This window comes from Pseudoalteromonas arctica A 37-1-2 (assembly GCF_000238395.3).
GTDB classification, from domain to species: domain Bacteria; phylum Pseudomonadota; class Gammaproteobacteria; order Enterobacterales; family Alteromonadaceae; genus Pseudoalteromonas; species Pseudoalteromonas arctica.
Genome location: NZ_CP011025.1, coordinates 909,940 through 932,123, shown reverse-complemented (window position 1 = coordinate 932,123; position 22,184 = coordinate 909,940). Strand labels below are relative to the sequence as shown.

Genomic DNA, 22,184 nt, shown 5'->3' with positions numbered 1-22,184 from the left:
AACCTTGTTGTTGCGGCGCATACAATTTATGCTCGCCTTTAAACTCCATATACATTTTAGGAATACTTATGAGCTCAACAACGCAAGTAGCCACATTTGGTGGCGGCTGTTTTTGGTGTATAGATGCAGCATTTAGACGTGTAAATGGCGTATTGGATGTGAGTTCTGGCTATACCGGTGGCGAAACCGACACCCCAACCTATAATTCTGTATGCTCTGGCACAACTGGGCACGCTGAGGTTGTTAAAATTGAATTTGATACTACTGTAGTTAGCTTTGAAACACTTTTAGCAATGTTTTTCACTTTGCATGATGCAACACAATTGAATCGCCAAGGTAACGATATAGGCACACAGTACAGAAGCGTTGTTTACTATCACGATGAAGCCCAACTAAAGCAAACCAATGAAATGATAGCTCAACTGCAAAGCCATGTGAGTGAGCCAATTGTGACAGAAGTCAGCCCTGCCACTACGTATTATCCAGCAGAGCATTATCATCAAGATTACTATAACGAAAACCCACAGCAGGGTTACTGTAGTATTTTAATAGCACCTAAATTACATAAGTTTGAAACCGTATTTAAAGAGTTTTTAACTGATTAATACCAATCAGCATAAGTATAGAAGCTATTTAACGATAATAAAATTGCGCTCTAACTAGGCAAAAATTTTATATCCAGTGGTTCTAAATAAAAAATTTATAACGACGTTAGCGTGTGATTTAATCCGTTAAACTGTTTAGAGGTCTATGCAGGTTGGTATAACTTAAAAGTAAACAGAAAAGGCAAAAAGCCCGATAATTTATCGGGCTTTTGTATTTTTAATAACTAAATAATAAATTTAGAACTGGTAGCTAATCCCAGCAAATACTTGTCTGCTGGGTGCGCTGTAGCCTAAAAGCTCACCACTTGCGGCAAAGCCAATACCCGCAGTGAAGTACTCTTTATCAGTTAAGTTTTCAATACGTGCATGTAGCGCTAGATTATCTAAAAGCTGATAGTTAGCAGCAATATTAAACACAGTAAACGCTGCAATTTCTGTATCGTAGTATGAAATTGAATCGCGAGATGAGCGATATATCATGGTTAGATTAGCGTCAAAATGTCCCCAATTTTTAGTTAGTGTATAATTAAATGCTTCAGATGGACGACGCGCCAACTCTTTACCCGTAGTTTCATCTTCTGTATCTAAAAAACTTAAGTTAGCGTTATGTTCAAACCCTAATGCGCTAAACTCAGCACTAATTTCAACCCCTTGCATAGACACACGCGCAACATTTGAAGGTACATATTTTCCCAAATTAGCGTCATATTGGTTTTCAATTAAGTTTGTAATATTATTATCAAAAATAGTAATATCGTAACGACCCCATTTTGTTGTAAGCGTAATGCCCAGCTCATTATTGACAGCCTCTTCGGGCTTAATATCGCTGTTACCTACATAATAGAGGCTATTCGTTACAAACGCGTTCACCAATGATGGTGCTCTAAATGCTGTACCGTGACTTGCACGAACACTAATATATTTATTAGCTTTATAACCAACACCTGTGCTGTATGTATTAGCGCGACCGTGGTAATCGTAATCATCGGTTCTAATAACAGCACTAGCAAGCCATATGTCATCGTCATAAAAAGCACCAATAAATAATGCTTTATTATCGCGTTTTTCATGTACTGAAGTTGCTGTAGAACCGGATAAATCTTCTTGTAATAAATTAACACCGCCACTTAATTCTAGTGTTTGAGTTAAAGTATATAGACCACGATATTCTGCTTCAAAACGTTCAGTACTATAAAAAGTATTTACTGCAGTCCCTGTTTGCTCATTTTCTTCTTGCGATAAACTGACTGAAACACCTTGATTATAATTTTGAGAGCTTTTTTCCCAACCTAATTTAGCTATATAGTTTTCAAAATCATAAGCGTCGCTAGAGTATGCCGAGTCGTATTCGCCCTCACCTTCACTATACTGTGCTTGTGCGCTAAATTGACCCAAATCTTCAGTATGATAGCTTAAGTTAAAACCAATATTTTTATTTCTATAGCCATCATCATCATGATCTTTAGTAATTGCAGCAGTAGGGTCTTTTTCAGTAACATCAAAGCCATCTGTTTCTTCATAACCTGCATTGTATTTAAAGCTCAACGCATCTTTAGCTACCCCACCTGCTAGCTGATAGTTTGAGTAACTATTGCTACCAAATGTTGCAGATAAAGTATTATTAATTGCATCACGAGTAATGATGTTAATAACCCCTGCGATTGCATCTGAACCATAAATGGCCGCGCGAGCACCTTTGATAACTTCGATACGTTCAATGCTATTAACAGGGATATTAGTAAGCGACACACTACCCGAAGTCGCATCACTTATCCTAACACCATCCACCAAAACCAATGTGTATTTTGCCGACGCGCCACGTACAAATACATCCGCTTTTTGCCCAAAGCCCCCATTACTTACAATATCAAGACCAACAACTGTATTTAAAAGAGAGGGTAAATCGCGTACGTTGCTTGCTTCTATTTCTGCACGCTCAATAACATTTACACTTGCTAAAACGTCATTGATTGATTGCTCAAATTTATTAGCTGTAACGGTTATTTTTTCAATTGATTGCTCTGCGCCAGACACAGAAAATGAAAGCGCAGCAGAAATAGCAACGCCTAAAGTTGTTTTGTTTAACATGATGTCCCCTACCTTTGCCCACCGCAAAGATTTAAGTAAGTAAGATTGCATCAAGGCCGGTCTCCGGACTCAGTAAGCACATCAAAATATGCAATACTTTACCGTTGCGGGGGCAGTGTTGGGCTTGTAGTCATCATGAAAACGCACCAACTTCCCGATTATCCTGCTAAAAAAATCATTACATGAAGTGGCTAGCAAGCACCTTGAAAATATGTCGCTATTGTGAGTATTTTGTTTACAAATGTCAATGGACGTCTATACAGCTAAAAACCTTTTTAAAATGCAGTTAGGGCCTAGTATAGTTTGAAGAAACGCCATATTTATCAAGTAGCTTCTGAAGTTGTATTTGTGCAGTAGGTAAGCTTAGTATTTCATCCATTTTATTACTGGTGATCTTATTTAATTTAGAGTTAACTAAAAAGTGCGTTTTATAAACGGCATCTGGTACGTTACTTTTATAGAGTAAATCCATATTAAAAGTATTTTGATTTTTAAAATATTGGTAAGCAATATTATTTAAAACGCCTACTTCCGCGCGCTTTAATAGCAGCATTTTAACAACATTGAATTCATCAATGGTTAAACTTACTTGATGTTCCTCACTTAAAAATTCAGCATCTGTATTAAATCCAGCAAATTGATACGAGTACCCCAGAACCCCAACCTTTGTTAATGACGTAATGTCGTCAAAGTAAGCTTGCTCATTTGTATTTTCTTTAAGCGTATAAAGCTCATTTTTGGTAATGGTATAAAATTCGGTTTTTTTAATATTCTCTTGCGCTGATTGTGGGATCCATTGCAGTGCCATTAAAAATAAAACATCAAAATTATTTTTTCAACTGACAAAGCAAGCCTTTTTACAGGTAGAGACTTAAGTACGAAGTTAAACTCCTGCTGTGCTCCGTTTAAAATCTTAATAAACTCAGGAGCAAAACCCTGCTTTTTTTGCGCATTAATAATAATGGGAAAGTAGCCATCTTCAACCAGTACATCAATATCAACTGTTTTTGATAAGCTTGGTTTGGTAAATGTAAGCAAAACAAATAACAAAAATAATTGATGAAGTTTCATTTTAATACCTTCTAGTGAGAAGTACTTAATTGCATGTGATTAAATATAATAGCTTAAATATCAAAAAGGAGATTAATACATACGGGAGTATCTAGGCAGTAAAGAGGGATAATATTGAGATATTTAAAAAGAGTAAGTAGCTTAAATCTGTCTGTAAGTATAAACAGATTAAAGCATGCTTAATTTAAAATTATTTATTAATTAATCGCGGAAATTTTTAAACTGAAAAGGTTGACCTAGCTCAGCACTGCGCACTACTTGCATAGCCTCTTGAAGATCGTCACGTTTTTTACCCGTTACACGTACTTCTTCGCCTTGGATAGCAGCTTGAACTTTAACTTTAGAGTCTTTAATGGCTTTAACTACTTTTTTAGCCATGTCCTTTTCGATACCTTGCTTTAAGCCAACGTTACGAAATACATTTTTACCTGCACGGGTAATATCTTGAAGCTCTAAGCTTGATACATCCATACCACGCTTAGATATTTTGTTAGCTAAAATATCAAATAATTGCATAACCTGAGAGTCTGCTTCAGCTTTAAGCTTAATTGTTTTGTCATTTAGCTCAATAGATGCATCAACGCCTCTAAAGTCAAAGCGAGTCTCTAGCTCACGATTTGCATTATCAACTGCGTTTTTAGCTTCGTTCATTTCTACTTCAGATACAATATCAAATGAAGGCATTGGTTTGCTCCTAACTATTTAATCTTAATTTTATGTGGTAATTATAACGCTAAAATTATAAATCTTTACATTTTTCTGCATCTTGTTCAGGTGCGATATTAAATTAGTTTGATATACTTGCGCCTCTTTTTTAAGCGATTTTAGGATTTGTCGTGACAAGGCGTGTTTATCAAGCAATTTTTTTAATCAGCATAGTAGCTTTTACCTTTTTATTTGCCAAAGAAATAAAAGGTGGCGTTGTAAATTTATTTCCTCATGTTGATAAAGTCGCCCATTTTGGGATTTTTTTTATACTAGCCATAATAATGGATAAAGCGTTTAAGCTTCCTTTATATGTGCAAATACTTTTATTGGCAGGTTATGGCGCCTCTATAGAAATAATGCAAGACGCACTTCCATATAGGCAAGCATCACTCGGTGATTTTTTTGCTGATTTTGCAGGTGCCGCAAGCTACTTTTTACTTAGAGTAATTTTTACACCTCGAAAAAAGAACCCATATGGCTAATATTTTAATTGTCGGCGATGGTGCTATTGGCTTGTTACTTAGTCATTTTCTAAGTGCGTCGCATAATGTCAGTGTCTTAACTCGCAAAAGCCCAACAAATACCCGCTTTTACAGCAGAGGAAAGGGTGCATCTAAAAAAATTGACGCACAATTTATTTCATTAAATCAGCTAAATAAAGCGGCTGAATTTGATGTTGTTTTATTTACAGTTAAAGCCTTTCAAGTACTTGATGCATTTACGCAAATAAAGCCATTTTTACCAAATCATTGCTCTGTTGTACTTTCGCATAACGGAATGGGTAATGTTGATGAGGTAAATAGCCAGCTAAGCACTCACCAAGCACTCTACTTTTTAACGACAAGCATAGCGGGCTTTAAATCAAACCAATACATTGTGCAGCACACTGGTGAGGGACAAAGTGTTATTGGTGCTTGTAATGAATTAGCTTTTCAAAATAGCGCGCCAATAGCTGATATTTTTAAAGTAATACCCAGCCTCAAGTTTACTAATAACATTCAGCAGCTTCGTTTTGAAAAACTACTCGTAAATATTGCCATTAACCCATTAAGCGCTTTAAGTAATGTAAAAAATGGTGAGTTACGCGCACCTAAGTACAACGCTATAATTTTTAATGCACTCACTGAAGCATGCAATATAGCAAACGTACAAGGGCTTAATATCCCATTGATTAAAGCACTTAATACCGCTTATAAAATAATGGAATTAACGTCTGACAATTACTCTTCAATGCAGCAAGACGTAGCGCATTGCAGAGAAACTGAAATATCAGCTATATGTGGCTATATTAGCCAACAAGGTAAAATTTACGGTATTCCTACACCTTACAATGATGAGTTGTTTGTCAAAATTCAGGCAAAAAAAAGCGTGGTATAAACCACGCTTATATAAATTCTTAACTTTAAGACTACAAACCTTATGGGCGGTAAACTTTTACAGTTTCAAAGCCTTGTTCGTGCAGCATAAGTGCCTGTAGTTGGCTCATTACGCCTCTATCACAATATAAATAGTAGTCGGTGTCTTTTGGTAAATCACCAAACTTAGTCGCCAGACGGAAGAACGGTAAATGAACCACTTCAACACCGTCGATTGCAAGCGGTGCAGCTTCTTCTTCCTCTGGTGAGCGAATATCAACTACCACAGAGCCTATAGGTAAATCAGCAACCGATTCAGCTTCTTTAAGTTCTTGTTTGGCTTCAACGTCAATATCACGCACGTCCATTATACGTGCGTTATTTACAACGGTATCAAGTACATCAAAGTCGAACTTTTCTTCTTCACCAAGAATAACGTCTATTTTGGCTTTAACCGTTGGCTTTTTAGAAATAACACCACAGTATTCAGGCATTGTTTCTGCCATTTCAGCCGTACCAATTTGGCGAGCAATATTAATAATTTCTTGCTTATCGTGTTGAATAAGCGGGCGTATAATAAGCGTTTCAGTAACACGGTCAATCACGCTTAAATTCGCTAATGTTTGACTAGATACTTGGCCAATACTTTCGCCAGTGACAAGTGCTTGAATGTTTAACTTTTGCGCAACCACACTCCCTGCGCGCATCATCATACGTTTGAGTACAACACCCATTTGGCTGTTTTCAACGTTTTCTAAAATTTCAGCAACAACAGGTTCAAAATCAACTGTTACAAATTTAACTTTATGTGTAGAGCTGTATTTTTTCCATAAGTAGTAGCTTGCTTGCTTAACGCCAATTTCGTGCGCTGCGCCACCTAGATTAAAGAATAAAAAGTGCGTGCGTGCGCCTTTACGAATCATTTGGTAACTTGCTACGCCAGAGTCAAAACCACCAGACATAAGCGAAAGCACATCTTCTTGAGTTGGCAGAGGAAAACCAGCCATACCAAAATGCGTATGAGAAACAATGTAAGCTTTATCGTCTTTTACTTCTAGGCGTATTGTTACTTCTGGGCGGCTAAGCTTTACGCTTGCGCCTTCAATATGTTGATTTAATCCACCACCAACATAACGCTCTAAATCAGTTGAGGTAAAATCGTGTTGCCCTATGCGCTTAGCACGAACACAAAAGGTTTTACCTACAATAGTATGACCAACTAAAGCGATGGTTTTTTGATAAATATCATCAAGAGTTTCGAATTGTGTTTCGGTTACTTCAATAAATTGAACAATGCCAGGGATGCGTTTAAGGCTATCGATAAAATCAAGGCGAACTTGCGCGTCTTCAAGCTTTGTAACAACTGAAATGTTATCCCAGTTATTTCTTACTTGTACTTTTTCGTCAACACGGCGCAATACAATTTTAATGTTATTTTCTAACACTTTAGTAAAGCGTTTACGGACTGAACGGCTTTTAATGGCTATTTCAGGATGTAGTTTGACGATAAATTTAAGCATAGTTCACTCTTAGACTGCGGGAATTCGCGCTCCCAGGCATTTGGCGCGGGATTATAGCAAAAAATTCAGCGCCTAGGAAACAGCCTATTACTATCGATTAAACTACAGCTAGGGCCTGTTTATCTTTCGAGGTTAAATTTGCAGCAGTGTGTTTGGTATTTAGGCAAGGCAGAGCCTATGTAGTGTGGTTATTCCCCATTGTGGTTATTCCCCATAAATAGGCGATAACGTAGCATAAATACCAAACAAGCGCTGCCCAAAGGGTTCAGCCTAGGGGCGATTAACTCTTTGTTGCTCGGTTTTTACTTAGCCCACTAGGTTACAAACCTCGCGTCGCGATTTAATTGCCCCTAGATTGAACAAATTTTAATCCTGAAAGGTCAACAGGCCCTAAGGCTTGTTGCGCTAATTCAGTATATTTTTCACGTAGCAGGTTCATTTTATCAATGCTTTTATCGGTACTGTACGCTCTAAATAATGTAAGTACTTTTAAAATGCCATGATATATATCTTGCTCAGCAAGCGTACCACTTGGCCTACGGGCTTTAATATAAGGCGTCCAAAAACTAACCGTTAACTTTAATGTATGTGCTAAATCAATGACATCTTGCTCATCAATAGCAATCATTTCACTGTCGCGAAGTCCTAAAATAATTTTACGAACTTGCTCTAACAACTCTAACTGAAAATCAATATAAGCTTGTTTTAAATCAGCATCTCTAGAGAGAATATCCCCGAGATTATCGTAAAAAAAATGATAGCGCCACATCAGCTCAAATAACGAATCTAGGTAAGCCGTTAAATGATTAAATGCATCATCATCTTTATTAATAGGTTTAAAGTGAGTATTTAAATGATCGCGATACAGCGCAAAAATATGACGGATAATGTCTTCTTTATTTTTAAAATGATAATAAAGATTACCCGGGCTCATCCCTAAGTTTGATGCAATATGATTTGTCGTTATTGCACGCTCACCATTTTCGTTAAACAACAAAATACTGGTGTGTATTATTTTATCCTTGGTATTCATATGCTAATACTCAAATTATCTATAGGCTACATTACACTCAAAAGAGGTAAACAGTATAAACAAATATGAATCATTAAAACACTCCCACCATGGACTGACCTGTTTAAAGAAAGTAAGTGTTTATATGCTTTTTTAGCTAGGCTGCTTTGTGGCATAAACACTGTTAAACTAGCGCTAAAATAATAAATAGCGAACATTATGAAAGTTATTGCAATTTACCCTGGCACCTTTGATCCACTAACTAATGGGCACACAGACCTTATTCAACGTGCAGCTAAAATGTTTGATACTGTATTAGTTGCGGTTGCTAATAACCCAAGTAAAAAACCCTGCTTTAACCTTGAAGAACGTGTTGAGCTTGCAAACACTATTTTAAGCCACATAGATAATGTTAAGGTGATTGGTTTTTCTGGTTTATTGGCTGACCTTGCGCGCGAGCACAATGCTAATGTGCTTATTCGCGGTATTAGAGCTGTATCTGATTTTGACTATGAATTTCAATTAGCTAACATGAACCGCCGCCTGAACCCCGACTTAGAAAGTGTATTTTTAACACCCGCAGAGCGAAATTCATTTATTTCATCAACACTCGTTAAAGAAGTAGCTCGCCACAATGGTGATGTAAGCGAGTTTGTAGACCCTGTAATTGTTAAAGCTCTAAAAACTAAATTGGGCTGTGGTGCCAGTTAATAATAAATAAGGCCTGTTAGCACTGAAATCCATTACTAATAGGCCCTTTTATTAAACACTTTATTTAGCTTTCCTTCTAACCAAGCAAGTTTTAAAATATCTTTACCTATAAAGAAAACTAAAACCATGGTCAAATCTGTAAAATTTATACCTACTATGTACACCCACCAGAACCACCAAAATTCATAATGGTGCATAACATCATTATCTATATACATTGCAAAAAATAGTGAGGTGTTTATACCTAAACCAAATAATAAATAAATGTATACGCTGCTAATCTTTATAAAAAAACCAGATAAAATAATAACAAATAGAGTAATAATATCGAATAAGAAAAAATCGAAGTAAGTAATCGCGTCCATATCAATAAACATACTAGAAGAGTAAGAAAGTGCCATGATGAAAGATAGCCAAACAATGCTTTTATCTGCGCTATTTATCGAACTTGCTAAAGAATATAAAAAAGCCATCAAAAAGCCATCAAAAAGCCCCGTTGTACAAAAATACCTATATAAAAAGAGATATTTGTATTTAAAAGTAGCTCAACCATTTTACTCCAACACTAGATAAAAAATTATTATACCGCTTTGCATATTACGGCAACATCAAATAAAGGCACAAAATCATTCTTCTTTTAAGTTGAGCTTTACTGCCTCAGCGATCTAAATTTAACTTTCTAACACATCTTAAAAGCTTGTTTAAGCCTAAAAAATCCTTATTGATGATTAATACCAATGCCATGGTAAAATCGACAAAATACATCCCGAATGTGTAAATGGTCCAAAACCACCAATAGTAAAGAGTGCCAACGATTACAATATCGTAATGCATACCCAGGAACAGACACGTATTAATAAATAGACCAACAATTACATAGACAAAAGCAATGGGGACAGGATTTTTACATACAGCTCGCCAAAGTAATAAAGTACCTATGGTAGCAAAATCAAAATAAAAGTAATTTAAGTGAGGAGTCGAAGTTCGAGGATCCATAAAAAGACTTGAAGTATAAGAAACCAGCATAATGAATGATAACTGTAGCAGGCTTTTATCTGCCTTATTTATACTTGCTGATAGATTATATAAAAATGAAATTAAAAAGAACCAAGTAAATAATAGCCCTATATTATCGCCTAAATCGACAAGACTCCAGAGTAGGTCAGCCATCAACTGTCCTTTTCAAACTAGTAATCAAACCATTTCTAAATTTCATCAAGTATAAAAAATCTTTGTTTATAAAAAATATAGCTACCATTATAAAATCAGCAGCATTGACCCCTATCGCGTAAGCATTCCAAAGCCACCAGTAGCTTGTATTATTTGATATATAGATGTCGTAATGCATGAGAAAGTGTAGAGCTGAGTTCATAGCTAAACCAGTAATAATATATAGATAGGTAATACCATCATGCCAGAGCCGCCTAAGGGAAATAATAACTAGGAGAGTTAAAATATCGGAAAACAAAAAATCTAGATAAGTTACCGTATCCATATTTGTAAATATACTAAACGAATATGAAACACTCATAACCAAAGACAAATACACTCTTTCTTTATTAGGCTTATTAATCGAATGAGCAAGGGAGTACAAAAAAGCCATAAGAAATCCCCATTGTACAAATGCACCTATGTACAGAGAAACTGTTGGGCTAATTAAAAGTTCATTCAATATTTTTCAACTTTTTAAAGTTCAATGCAACCCCTCTTTTAAAAATGGTATTTTTATTGAATACTAGTGACAGAAACATTAAAACATCGAACATATTAACGCCAATAGAATAAACACTCCAATACCACCAAGGCTCATAGTTATATAAAACGTATAGATCGTAATGCAATATTAAGGTGAGCACAGCATTTATTATTAACGCAAAGGTGATGAAGTGAAAAGCTATAGAGCGGTGAAGTACTTTAAAGTACTCTAAAATTAACAAAGCTAAAATTGTAATAAAATCGTAGAGCGCCCAATTTAAATATAAACTTTCTAATAAGTTTATGTAACCACTGGAAATATATGAGCAGAGCATAACCGCAGATAAATAAACCGAGGATTTATTTTCTTTATTTATACTGGAAGCTAAACAGTATAAGAAGGCCATTAAAAAGCCCCATTGAGAGAAAGCTTCTACATAATCCATCAGGGCTTCAGTAACGTACATTTAAGTTAGGTTACTTTATGGGTATCGTTTGACTTGAAGTAGTTGAGAGTTTTATTTTTTAATTTATGAAGACCGAGAAAGTCTCTATCAACAATTAATGCGACAACCATTGTTAAGTCTATTACATTTACACTATAAAGATAAATATCCCATAGAATCCAAGGCTCTTGATTACCATAAATATAAACATCTAAATGCATAAATAACACAAGAATCATATTTATGGAAAGACCTGTAACTAAATATAAGAGAGAAGTACTAGAACGCTTTACTACACTATAAGCAATTATTAAACTAGCAATAGTAATAGCATCATGTATAGCCCAATCAAAATAAGTTGTATTGTAATATGATATCCAGGTATAAAGATAATCAGTTGCAGAATAAGAAACCATCATAATAAGTGAGCTGATTAGTAAAGTCGTATTTCTTTTAACACCTAAACTATAAACAAAAATGTTAAAAAAGAATGCCATCAAAAAAGCCCACATAACCAGGGCTGATAGTGAAAAAAGACCAAACAGCTCAAATAAAAACATCGAATACCTATATAACTATTTTGGGCGAGAACCAGTCCCACCAGAAAGTAATGAACCACCACGCTGTAAATCAGTACTCGCAGCAGTCATTGCCTCTTGAGAGAAGCTTACTGTATCAGATTGCAGGGTTTTAGGGCTAGCAGTTTGTTCCATTGCAGGCTTTAATTGTTGTGTTTTGTTGTATGCTTGCATTTGTACTTGGCTATTAGCTGAAACTTGCATGTGATTGATCCTTGTAAAAGTTTTAATTATATTTGGTGCAACTTTTAACCACATTATTATGTAGATAAATGCATCACCTGTTTAAAGTAGTGATAGCTATTTTGCTATCTACCTTATACAAAGCAACCAATGTGCCAACTTTTTTTGACACCTTAAAACTCACTCAAAATATACTTATATAATCAAACAGCTCCGACCAGTTTGCTACAAACATAAAAAAACGCACAGGGATAACCGTACGTTTTTTGTATCCAGGGATTTTAAGCTACGTATTTACACGGGATCTCCGCACGTGTACTTAGCTTCAAAATATATTCCATTGCTACTTCGTCACAATTTTCTTTACGAAGGCAAAGTTCACAATCTTTCATTACTTTTTCAGGCAAAGAGTCTTTGCTACAAAAAGTAAAACGTTGTTGTTCAAAAAAATCTGGTACGCGTGTTAATACAATAACTCGGTTAAGTGCCAATTTTTTGGCTTTAGTAAGTAGATGATCTACAAGCTGTCTACCCTGCCCCGACACTTTACTTTTTGGGTCTATACCCAATGAGCGTATTTCAGCAAGGCCGGTATCGTAAATGTATAACGACGCACAGCCCGACACTTTTCCATTTATTTCTGTTACTGCAAACTCGTTAATTGAGTGCACCATATCACTTTTTGCACGAGGCAGATTTTCACCTACCGTTGCCCAATGCTGTATAAGCGTGGCAATTGCTTCTACATCATCTAAATTTGCATCACGTACCGTTATTTGCTGTTTTTTTTTGGCTTCTTTAACAGCATTCGTTACTTGTTCAATAGACGTCCCACCAAGGGCTTTACGTGCTTTTATACATGCATCAATTTCAAGTACTGGGTAAACATCGTCTTCAAATACAGTGTTTACTGATTTGTACTGCTCAAGCGATAGCTCTTCAAGCGTTTTACCTTCGCTAATCGCAAGCTGTACAAGTACACCTACAATGTGATGCCCTTCTCTAAATGGCACACCTTTAGCAACTAAGTAATCAGCAAGTTCGGTGGCGTTTGCATGCCCTCCTTTTGCTGCAGCAAGTGTCTTATCACCGTTTACTTTAACGCCTTTAATACATGCTTGCGCCATATGAATACATGCAAGCCATGTTGGCATAGCGTCGAACAGGCCTTCTTTGTCTTCTTGCATATCTTTATTGTATGCAAGTGGCAGCGCTTTTAACGTCATCATCATAGCGCTAAATGCACCAAACACACGTCCGGTTTTACCGCGAATAAGCTCGAGTGCATCAGGATTTTTTTTCTGAGGCATGAGCGATGAACCTGATGTTACGTTATCAGCAAGCTCTATAAATCCGGCTTCACCCGAATTATAAAAAATCAGATCCTCTGACATACGAGATAAGTGAATCATCGAAATAGACGCACAACTTAAAAGATCTAAAACAAAATCACGATCAGATACACCATCAAGGCTGTTTTTTGTAGCCGCTGTAAAACCTAGCCCATGCGCTAATGCTTGGCGATCAATCGGATAAGCAGTACCTGCTAATGCACCACTGCCTAATGGGCAAAAATTCATGCGCGCTTTAGCATCTTGCAGGCGGCTTTCATCACGCTCTAGCATCTCTACATACGCCATACACCAGTGGCTAAACAATACTGGTTGTGCGCGCTGTAAGTGCGTGTAACCTGGTAATATTGTGCCAAGCTCTCGCTCTGCAAGCGCTACAAACTCACCTTTAAGCTGTGCAATAGCATCTAGTAAATGGTCAGCCGTATCACGGCACCATAATCTAAAGTCGGTGGCAACTTGGTCATTACGGCTTCGGCCTGTATGTAATTTTTTAGCTAAATCACCTACTTTTTCAATTAGAGCTGCTTCAACATGTGAATGAATATCCTCTGCACCTGAAGTAGCTACCGCTTGTGGATCTGCTTTAACTTCTTCAAGCAGCTCATTTAATGCAGCCACTAATCTTGTGTGCTCGTCACTTGAAAGTACACTTACCTGTTCAAGTGCACCAGCCCATGCCACAGAACCAATAATATCTTGCTCTGCTAACTGGTAGTCAAAGGGAAGAGAGTCGTTAAATTGCTTAAACGCCTCATCTGGACCCGTAGAAAAACGTCCGCCCCATAATGCCATGAAATCTCTCCAAACCCTGTAGTGCCCCTTTTATAAGGGGCGTAATAAATTACTTTTTAGCGAGTGCTGAAATTCTGCTTGAAAGCGAGAATAAACGAATAAAGCCTTCAGCGTGTGATTGGTCGTACACATCATCTTCGCCAAATGTAGCAAATGCTTCGCTGTATAAGCTATTTGGTGACTGCTTTTGAACTGCAGTTACTTGGCCTTTGTATAGCTTAAGTACCACTTCACCTGTTGCCACTTTAGAAAGTGCTTCTGCACCGGCTAAAATAGAATCTTTAAGAGGCGTAAACCAACGGCCGTCGTATACTAAATGCGAGAACTCGCCACCGAGTACTTCTTTCCACTTACGGCTTGCTTTATCAAGCACTAGCTCGTCAATGGCTTGAAGCGCTGCCATAATGACTGTGCCGCCTGGCGTTTCATAACAACCGCGTGACTTCATGCCAACTAAACGGTTTTCTACAATATCAACACGTCCAACACCATGAGGCGATGCAATATCGTTTAATTTAACTAAACAATCGTAAGGTTTAAGTTCTACGCCATTTACAGCAACCACTTCGCCTTCAACAACTTTTAATGTTACTAGTTCTGATTTATCTGGAGCTTGCTCTGGAGAATTAGTCCAAGTCCATACTTGTTCAGTTGGTTGACACCATGGGTCTTCAAGCTCACCACCTTCGTGCGAAATATGCCAAGCGTTAGCATCACGGCTATAAATTTTTGTAGCAGATGCTGAACACGGAATGTCACGCTCTGCTAAGTAATCAAGTAATGATTCACGGCTCGATAAGTCCCACTCACGCCATGGCGCAATTACTTTTAAATCAGGGGCTAGTGCCGCAAAACATGATTCAAAACGAACTTGGTCATTACCCTTACCAGTACAACCATGAGAAAGTGCATCAGCACCTACTTTACGTGCAATTTCAACTTGTGCTTTAGCAATAATTGGGCGCGCCATAGACGTACCTAATAAATAAGTACCTTCGTAAATTGAGCCCGTTTTAAGTGTTGGGTAAATGTAATCACTTACCATTTCATCTTTTAAGTCAACTACGTAACATTCAGATGCACCAGAGGCAATTGCTTTAGCTTCTACGCCTTCAAGTTCTTCAGCGCCTTGACCTACATCGGCAACAAACGCGATTACTTCACAGCCGTAGTTTTCTTTTAACCATGGCACGATAGCCGACGTATCAAGACCACCAGAATAGGCTAAAACGACTTTTTTAATTGAACTCATAGGTGTTCCTTAACAAAATTTGGATTTAGTAATGTAACTAGCAGAGCATTTTGCGCATGCATGCGATTCTCTGCTTGTTGAATGATTTTTGATGCTGGACCATCCATTACCTCAGAGGTAATTTCAAATTCACGGTGTGCCGGTTGGCAATGTAATACCGTAGTCGCACCTGTTTGTTCTAGCAATGCCTGGTTTAATTGATAAGGCATGTATTTTTCTTTTACTTGCTCAAGCGGCGTTGTATCACCCATTGATACCCATGTATCTGCGTATACAACGTTTGCACCAACCGCAGCTTCAACTCTATCGCTCACCATGACTGATGCGCCATTCATTGCTGCAATTTGTTCTGCTTTTTTAAGTATTTGTGAATCTGGCGAACACCCTTTTGGTGTTACAGCAACAAAGTCAGTACCTAGCGTTGCGGCAAGTAACATCAATGAATGAGTTACGTTATTGCCCTCACCTAAGTAAGCTACTTTAAGCTGACTCACATCGCCATGTACTTCTTGAAGTGTTAAAAAATCAGCAAGTGCTTGGCACGGGTGGTACAAGTCACACAAGCTATTTACCACAGGTACCGATGAATATTCACCTAACGTGGTTAATGTGCTGTGCTGATTTACACGCGCCACAATACCGTCGGCCCAAGTAGAGATATTAAGTGCAAAATCTTTAATTGATTCACGTGCACCCATAGCGCCATTTTGCTGATCTAAATAAACAGCATGACCACCAAGGCGATTAATGCCTATATCAAACGATAAACGTGTACGTAAACTTTGCTTTTCAAACAATGTTACGATTGATTTACCCGATAATACTTGGCTGTATTTTTCTGGCTTTGCTTTTATATCTTGCGCTAACTTTAATAAATTAAGTGCGCCTTCTTGGTCTAATTCTAAACCTGTTAAAAAATTCTCAAACATAATAAACCTATGGTGTAATCTTTGTTCCGACATGCTCGCCTTGCAGCAGAGCAGTTAAATTTTCTGGCTTTTGCCAGCTGGAAATATACACACCGCGTCGTAAATGTTGGGCAGCGTGAAGGCTGGTCTTAACTTTGACCTCCATCCCGCCCACAATTACTCCATCTGTAATTAAAGTATCAATGTGTTTTGTGTCAAGTTGATGTAACGGTTGTTTATTTGCGTCAAGTACCGCTTCTACATCCGTCATAAAAATTAGTTCTGCATTTAAATTACTGGCAATAGCCGCTGCAGCTTCATCTGCATTTACGTTGTACCACAAGCCTTGTTCATCAAAGCAGATAGAGCTAACAATAGGTAAACGAGAAATTCTAAGTAAATCATTGATGATAGAATCGTCGTTACTTGTGCATTTACCTACTAAGCAAAGCGCTTTTAATTTTTGGGTTGCAGTCACACCCGCCTCAAAAAGACTTAAGCCGACAGGCTTATGCCCTGCGCTTATAGCTTGAGTCATTAATTGTTTATTAGCGCAACCTGCAAGCGCACCCACTATATAAGGCATTTGCTCTGCTGGACTAATACGTAAACCTTGGTGTTTAGCACTAGCAAAACCCGCTTGCTTTAGCCATGTATCTACTAAAGAACCACCGCCATGAACAATGACAAACTCATCATTTTTTTGCTCGCTTAGCACGTCAAATAACGCTTTTGCTGCATTTTCTGTATTAAGTACTGCACCACCGAGTTTAATAACCCACGTTTTTTTACTCATTTAAAACGCTCCTTTTAAGCCCGTAGTGTGATCTAAATTCATAGAAATATTAATACACTGCAAAGCTTGTCCAGCAGCGCCTTTTAATAAGTTATCAATGGCAGACATTACAATTAACTGCGTGCCTTGTTGCTGCCAACCAATATCAACAAATGGTTGCTTAGCAACACCTTTAATTGACGGTATTTTATCGCCTAACAAACGAATTAATGGTTCGTTAGCAAGCACTTGATAAGCAGATGCAACGTTTTCCTTGGTAACGCCTGGCTTAAGTTGTACATAAATAGTTTCTAAAATACCGCGCGCAAAGCTACCTAGATGCGGTGTAAATAATACTTTGTGGCCAAGGTGTTGTTCAATTTCAGGACCGTGGCGATGGTTAAACAAACCATAAGGTGCAAGCGATACCTCACAAAAATGTGTTCCTACACTCGCTTTACGCCCGGCACCCGTAACACCCGAAACGGCATTAATAATAATACTTTCGCTGCTCAATAAGCCTGCTTGTTTAAGCGGTTTAAGTGCATTGAGCGCCGCTGTTGGGTAACAGCCTGCAACAGCAATTAGCTTTGCGTTAGCGATAGCATCATGGTTCCACTCTGCTAAACCGTAAGCCGCTTCATTTAAAAGCTCTGGGTGTTGATGCTCAAAACCATAGTAAGTAACGTAATCATCATTATTTGCTAGGCGATAGCCACCAGATAAATCAAATACTTTTTTACCCATAGCTAAAAATTGAGGCGCTAAATCAACACTTACTTTGTGATCGGTACATAAGCATACATAATCAGCATCACTTTGAATGTCATCAAAAGCTGATGCACTAAGAGGAAGTAAAGGACAATCTAGTAAGCCAAGGTGCTCTGGGTATAAATCACTTAGTAATTTATTTTTATCTAAGCTACCCTCAGATACATAACAGCCTGTTAAGGTAAGGTTTGGATGATTAGCAACTAAGCTTGCTAACTCTGCGCCGCTATAACCGCTTGCGCCAATAATAACTACATTCATTGATTACTCGTTATTTTAAAATTTACTGCTAAATATATATGTTGTTCGCTTAAACTAGCTAAGACGCTAAATTAAGACTTAATTTAATGAATTTGTAGATTATCGTCGCATTATTTTCATAGCTTTACTTTAATATATTTATGCTTAAAAAGTGAATTGATATTCATCATAAATACTTTTATATTGTTATGCAATTAAATTGAATAATAATTTTGGATTTTTTTATGCCTTTGCCTTCCTTTATTTCTATGTATCAACAATTGATTGCAGCCCCTTCTATTAGTGCAATTGAAGACAGCTTGTGTATGAGCAATAAAAACGTAATTGAACTCCTTGCGAGGTGGTGCGAAACACTCGGTTTTACGTGTGAAATTATTGAATTAGAAGGAGGTAAAGGCCGCTTTAATTTATTAGCAAAGCGTGGAAAAGGCGATGGCGGGTTAATGCTTGCGGGCCACACGGATACAGTGCCTTTTGATGACAGCCGCTGGAACCACAATCCGTTTAAACTTACTGAACTCGACAATAAATTGTACGGGCTAGGAAGCATTGATATGAAAGGTTTTTTTGCTTTTGTATTACAAGCGATTAGTGAACTTGATGAAAAGCAGCAAACTCAACCTATTTTAATACTCGCCACTGCCGATGAAGAAACAACTATGGCAGGTGCACAGCAAATATGTAAGCACCCTAATTTAAAACCTGCACGCTGTATAATTGGCGAACCTACTGATATGACGCCAGTATTTATGCACAAGGGCCATATGAGTACAGCAATAAGAGTGGTTGGTCGCTCTGGGCATAGCTCAGATCCCGAACGTGGCCTTAACGCCATTGAAGTAATACATAAAGTGATTACAAAATTGATGATCTTAAAAGAGCAATTAAAGCATAAGTATTCAATAAATCACTTTAAAATTCCTTATCCAACATTAAACTTAGGTAATATTCATGGTGGCGATAATGCGAATAGAATTTGTGGTTGCTGTGAAATGCATATAGATATGCGCCCATTACCAGGTTTAAGTGTACAAGAACTACAAGCATTAGTGCTTGATGCAACAAAAGAGATAAATCAGCAATACCCAAATGCGGTGAGCGTTATTGATTTACATGAACCAATCCCGGCATTTAGTGGTAGCACCGACAGTGCTTTAGTTAAAATGGCTGAAAAAATAGCGGGGCAGAAAGCGGTCGCGGTAAATTATTGCACTGAAGCGCCGTTTATCCAGCAACTCGGTTGTGAAACAATCGTAATGGGCCCAGGCTCAATTAACCAAGCGCATCAGCCTGATGAGTTTTTAGCGATGGAAAAAATAAAACCATCACAACAAATAATCACCAATATCATAAAAGCAAACTGCTTTAGCAATCAGAGTTACTAACTGCTTATAACAACACAAAATAATAAAGGCGCCAATTGGCGCCTTTATTAATACAAAACTAAGGCTTAATCACCTTTAACTTCTAAGTTAATAAACTTAACTAGCTCTTCAGGTTGCCCTACTAGCATCATAACTTGTTGGTTAATTTCCATCATAGTTTTACCTTCAGGTAGCTTTGCAGACACACTGAATGAATTTAAACCTTTAGCAAAGCTAGTTAAAGCCTCTGCAATATTTTCAGTTACAGGAGCTTGTTGTAACTGTTGCTCTAACATCATTTCCATTTGCTCTAGCGTCATGCCTTGCTTTTCAAGCTCACTTGATAGTAAGTCTTTTAACTTACCTTGGTTATTTAAGGCAAAGCTAACATTGCGCGGCTCTAACTTACTCATTGCTTGCATAACAAGTGTTTGCTGCTGTAACTCTTGCTCATAAGTAAGTGGCTGGTTACCCGCTTCTTGCTGCGCTTTACTAATCGCTAATGAAGCATCCATTAATGCTTTTGAATTAGCCAAGCCCATATCCATATTAAAACTAACAATGTCTTTTGCATCAAGCTTAACTACTACATCACTATTGCCAGACTCTTCATCGTAATCAAGTGATGAATGTAAGTCGTAACTTGCCGACGCGAGCATTTCGTTTGTATCAGCAGGTAATTTTGAAACAAAATCTTTATCAAACTGAAAGCTTTTTACATCAAATGATGTATGCGGTGATATTTTATCTGGCTCGTAACCTGTTATTTCAATGCTTTGAATATTAGCAACATTGTCGCCCTCTGGGCTTATTACTTCCATGTTTGTTATTTCTACGCTTTTTGAAATAACACTTGCCGATAAACCAGCGTATTTAAATGTAGCGCCAGTTTGCTCGCTTACTAAAGCAAGTTGCTTATCTACTTCTGCACGCACTTCTTGTGTAGCTACATAATTTGCATAGCTCACGCCACCAACGCCCACAGCTACAATCGCTGCAACTATTACTAACTTTTTCATGTTATTTCCTTATTCTATTCTTTGTGTAAACCGAGTTTTATTAAGAGTAACATTACACATTAACACCCGTAAGTATTAATTAATTAAACTAAGCAACTCATGTACTGTTTTAACTGGGGTAATTTTAGCGCCCAGCCCTTCCATCGACTTATGGTAATTACGAAATGGAATATATATTTCTGTAAAACCATGTTGTGCCGCTTCTTTAACACGTGGTACTCCACTGTCAATTGGGCGTACATCGCCATTTAAGCTAAGCTCACCCATAATACACGTGGTACGAGGCACAACAAATTCGTTTAAGCTGCTAAGTAACGCGGTTACTAATGCTAAATCAATACAAGTTTCTGTTTCATCTATTCTTAGGCCACCCACAATATTAAAAAACGTATCGTGGAATATTTTGGTTTTAGTGTGTTTTCGTAATATGCCAGTCAGCATTTTTATGCGGTTCATGTTTAAACCAACGCAAACACGCTGCGGAAATTCCGCCTCGGTTTCGGTCGTTAAACACTGAATTTCAAGTAGTAAATTTCGATTACCTTTACGGATACAGGTAATTGTAGAGCCTGGCGAGTCGGTTGTAGACCCCGATAAAAATATTTCGCTCGGGTTATCAACACTCAACATACCGCGTTCGCACATTTTAAAAATGCCAACGGTATCTATATCACCAAAGCGGTTTTTATTTGCCCTAAGGGTTCGTATTTGCCCATCGTTGGTGTCTATGTGTAAAAGCGCATCGACAATATGTACAAGTGTTTGAGGACCTGCTATTTCGTTATTTTTATTTACATGAGCAATAATGAACATGGTTACATCATTTTGCTTACAGTATTGAGTCAATGCTTGGGCGGCGCTTTTTACTTGCGAAGGGGAACCTGGGCTACCATTTGCAGTTTCGGTTACAACCGCTTGAATAGAGTCAATAACAGCAAACTTAATTTTATTTTTCTCGAGCTCTTCAATGATGGTTTCAACACTGGTTTCTGAAAGTAAATAAAGCTCGTCAGGGTTATAGTTTAACTTTAAACGATTTACCCTGTTTTTAAACTGCGATAATGACTCCTCGGCCGTACAGTAAAGTGATGGCATACGTTGTGACATTCTCGCCACTAAGTCAGATAGCAATGTTGTTTTACCAGCACCTGGATCACCCGAAATTATATTAACAGAGCCGGTAGTTACACCACCGCTTAGCACACGATCGAGCTCGCCAATTTCTGTCAGCTGTTTTTCTGCCTCTGACGTAGCAATATCATTAATTTTTTTAGAGCCGCCACCAGCACCGCCAGCATAACCACCTACACTTGCTCGAACTGACGCTTTTTTACTCTGCCCTGCTGAAGGTTTAAATTCTGCTAATGTGTTCCACGCACCGCAGCGGCATTGACCCTGCCAACGTGGGTAGTTCATGCCACATTCTGTACACACAAACTCTATTTTTGCCGCTTTAGTCATTTATAACCTTATCTACGATTCTCTAATTTTAAAAACATTTACTGTTAATAACTTATTTTGCCACTTCAAGCATTTACTTAGCAACAAACTCTTGCCTGCGTAAAAATCTAGCGTCACAATCATTAAATACACATGGTGTTTCTTTTTAGCTATAATTTAGGGCATACTTTTTGCTTTGAAATAGTTTAAAGTAACTTGCCAACAAAATGGCATATAACACATAATAACAAGAGCTAAACAGTAGTAACTAAAAT

The 22,184-nt window shown here is 37.6% G+C and carries 23 protein-coding genes and 1 riboswitch; of the genes, 5 read left to right on the top strand and 18 right to left on the bottom strand.

What is annotated here, in order from left to right:
• The first annotated feature begins 68 nt into the window (after positions 1 to 68).
• Entirely contained in the window at positions 69 to 605 is a 537-nt protein-coding gene (msrA, locus tag PARC_RS04200; RefSeq protein ID WP_010553193.1) for a peptide-methionine (S)-S-oxide reductase MsrA, read from the top strand.
• 237 nt (positions 606 to 842) lie between these two features.
• Here msrA and PARC_RS04195 read toward each other — a convergent pair whose 3' ends face one another.
• From PARC_RS04195 to PARC_RS04185, 4 genes are all read right to left on the bottom strand, one after another.
• On the bottom strand, positions 843 to 2,693 hold the full coding sequence (locus PARC_RS04195; protein WP_010553192.1) for a TonB-dependent receptor domain-containing protein: 1,851 nt from the start codon (positions 2,691 to 2,693) through the stop codon (positions 843 to 845).
• 37 nt (positions 2,694 to 2,730) lie between these two features.
• Positions 2,731 to 2,914, bottom strand: a riboswitch (cobalamin riboswitch).
• A gap of 65 nt (positions 2,915 to 2,979) precedes the next feature.
• A complete protein-coding gene (locus PARC_RS04190) occupies positions 2,980 to 3,501 on the bottom strand; it encodes a hypothetical protein (RefSeq protein WP_010553191.1) in 522 nt (173 codons plus the stop codon).
• Positions 3,501 to 3,764 carry a hypothetical protein gene (locus PARC_RS21705; RefSeq protein WP_010553190.1) on the bottom strand — a complete coding sequence of 88 codons (264 nt, stop codon included), beginning with the start codon at positions 3,762 to 3,764 and terminating at the stop codon, positions 3,501 to 3,503. The genes PARC_RS04190 and PARC_RS21705 overlap by 1 nt, the downstream gene beginning before the upstream one ends.
• A gap of 201 nt (positions 3,765 to 3,965) precedes the next feature.
• Positions 3,966 to 4,448 (bottom strand): YajQ family cyclic di-GMP-binding protein, encoded by a 483-nt coding sequence (locus tag PARC_RS04185; protein WP_007377833.1) that lies wholly within the window; start codon positions 4,446 to 4,448, stop codon positions 3,966 to 3,968.
• A gap of 152 nt (positions 4,449 to 4,600) precedes the next feature.
• On the opposite strand from PARC_RS04185, the gene PARC_RS04180 reads away from it, so the two are divergent.
• Positions 4,601 to 4,954, top strand: a complete 354-nt coding sequence (locus PARC_RS04180) for a VanZ family protein (protein WP_010553189.1) — start codon at positions 4,601 to 4,603, stop codon at positions 4,952 to 4,954.
• Positions 4,947 to 5,849, top strand: coding sequence for a ketopantoate reductase family protein (locus tag PARC_RS04175; protein WP_010553188.1), 903 nt, complete (start codon positions 4,947 to 4,949; stop codon positions 5,847 to 5,849). Before PARC_RS04180 ends, PARC_RS04175 begins: the two co-directional genes overlap by 8 nt.
• A gap of 40 nt (positions 5,850 to 5,889) precedes the next feature.
• Here the strand turns inward: PARC_RS04175 and thiI are convergent, their stop codons facing one another.
• Together thiI and PARC_RS04165 are read right to left on the bottom strand one after the other, a co-directional pair.
• Positions 5,890 to 7,347, bottom strand: coding sequence for a tRNA uracil 4-sulfurtransferase ThiI (gene thiI / locus PARC_RS04170; protein WP_010553187.1), 1,458 nt, complete (start codon positions 7,345 to 7,347; stop codon positions 5,890 to 5,892).
• A gap of 340 nt (positions 7,348 to 7,687) precedes the next feature.
• Positions 7,688 to 8,380: a TetR/AcrR family transcriptional regulator gene (locus tag PARC_RS04165; protein WP_050576434.1), complete on the bottom strand. Its 693-nt coding sequence runs from the start codon at positions 8,378 to 8,380 to the stop codon at positions 7,688 to 7,690.
• Between the two features lie 198 nt (positions 8,381 to 8,578).
• Here PARC_RS04165 and coaD point away from each other — a divergent pair, with 198 nt between their 5' ends.
• A complete protein-coding gene (gene coaD, locus PARC_RS04160) occupies positions 8,579 to 9,070 on the top strand; it encodes a pantetheine-phosphate adenylyltransferase (RefSeq protein ID WP_010553185.1) in 492 nt (163 codons plus the stop codon).
• Between the two features lie 35 nt (positions 9,071 to 9,105).
• Here the strand turns inward: coaD and PARC_RS04155 are convergent, their stop codons facing one another.
• The 10 genes from PARC_RS04155 to argC all read right to left on the bottom strand — a co-directional run bounded on the left by PARC_RS04155 (position 9,106) and on the right by argC (position 18,086).
• The gene (locus tag PARC_RS04155) at positions 9,106 to 9,543 is read right to left on the bottom strand and encodes a hypothetical protein (RefSeq protein WP_238142566.1); all 438 of its coding nucleotides are present in this window, start codon (positions 9,541 to 9,543) and stop codon (positions 9,106 to 9,108) included.
• Between the two features lie 184 nt (positions 9,544 to 9,727).
• The gene (locus PARC_RS04150; protein WP_010553183.1) at positions 9,728 to 10,240 is read right to left on the bottom strand and encodes a hypothetical protein; all 513 of its coding nucleotides are present in this window, start codon (positions 10,238 to 10,240) and stop codon (positions 9,728 to 9,730) included.
• A 494-nt stretch (positions 10,241 to 10,734) separates the two neighbouring features.
• Positions 10,735 to 11,211, bottom strand: coding sequence for a hypothetical protein (locus tag PARC_RS04140; RefSeq protein WP_148664663.1), 477 nt, complete (start codon positions 11,209 to 11,211; stop codon positions 10,735 to 10,737).
• 26 nt (positions 11,212 to 11,237) lie between these two features.
• Positions 11,238 to 11,771 (bottom strand): hypothetical protein, encoded by a 534-nt coding sequence (locus PARC_RS21675; RefSeq protein ID WP_010553180.1) that lies wholly within the window; start codon positions 11,769 to 11,771, stop codon positions 11,238 to 11,240.
• Between the two features lie 15 nt (positions 11,772 to 11,786).
• Positions 11,787 to 11,993, bottom strand: coding sequence for a hypothetical protein (locus PARC_RS04125; RefSeq protein ID WP_010553179.1), 207 nt, complete (start codon positions 11,991 to 11,993; stop codon positions 11,787 to 11,789).
• A 260-nt stretch (positions 11,994 to 12,253) separates the two neighbouring features.
• Positions 12,254 to 14,119 carry an argininosuccinate lyase gene (gene argH / locus PARC_RS04120; protein ID WP_007581654.1) on the bottom strand — a complete coding sequence of 622 codons (1,866 nt, stop codon included), beginning with the start codon at positions 14,117 to 14,119 and terminating at the stop codon, positions 12,254 to 12,256.
• A gap of 49 nt (positions 14,120 to 14,168) precedes the next feature.
• Positions 14,169 to 15,371 carry an argininosuccinate synthase gene (locus PARC_RS04115; protein WP_007581653.1) on the bottom strand — a complete coding sequence of 401 codons (1,203 nt, stop codon included), beginning with the start codon at positions 15,369 to 15,371 and terminating at the stop codon, positions 14,169 to 14,171.
• Positions 15,368 to 16,300 (bottom strand): ornithine carbamoyltransferase, encoded by a 933-nt coding sequence (locus PARC_RS04110; protein WP_007581652.1) that lies wholly within the window; start codon positions 16,298 to 16,300, stop codon positions 15,368 to 15,370. Before PARC_RS04110 ends, PARC_RS04115 begins: the two co-directional genes overlap by 4 nt.
• 7 nt (positions 16,301 to 16,307) lie before the next feature.
• Positions 16,308 to 17,075: an acetylglutamate kinase gene (argB, locus tag PARC_RS04105; RefSeq protein ID WP_010553178.1), complete on the bottom strand. Its 768-nt coding sequence runs from the start codon at positions 17,073 to 17,075 to the stop codon at positions 16,308 to 16,310.
• Positions 17,076 to 18,086: an N-acetyl-gamma-glutamyl-phosphate reductase gene (argC, locus tag PARC_RS04100; protein WP_007581649.1), complete on the bottom strand. Its 1,011-nt coding sequence runs from the start codon at positions 18,084 to 18,086 to the stop codon at positions 17,076 to 17,078.
• Between the two features lie 224 nt (positions 18,087 to 18,310).
• Here argC and argE point away from each other — a divergent pair, with 224 nt between their 5' ends.
• Positions 18,311 to 19,471 (top strand): acetylornithine deacetylase, encoded by a 1,161-nt coding sequence (argE, locus tag PARC_RS04095; protein ID WP_010553177.1) that lies wholly within the window; start codon positions 18,311 to 18,313, stop codon positions 19,469 to 19,471.
• 65 nt (positions 19,472 to 19,536) lie between these two features.
• Here the strand turns inward: argE and PARC_RS04090 are convergent, their stop codons facing one another.
• Entirely contained in the window at positions 19,537 to 20,469 is a 933-nt protein-coding gene (locus PARC_RS04090; RefSeq protein WP_010553176.1) for an aq_1923 C-terminal domain, read from the bottom strand.
• Between the two features lie 75 nt (positions 20,470 to 20,544).
• Positions 20,545 to 21,930, bottom strand: a complete 1,386-nt coding sequence (gene radA, locus PARC_RS04085; RefSeq protein ID WP_007581643.1) for a DNA repair protein RadA — start codon at positions 21,928 to 21,930, stop codon at positions 20,545 to 20,547.
• Between the last annotated feature and the right edge of the window lie 254 nt (positions 21,931 to 22,184).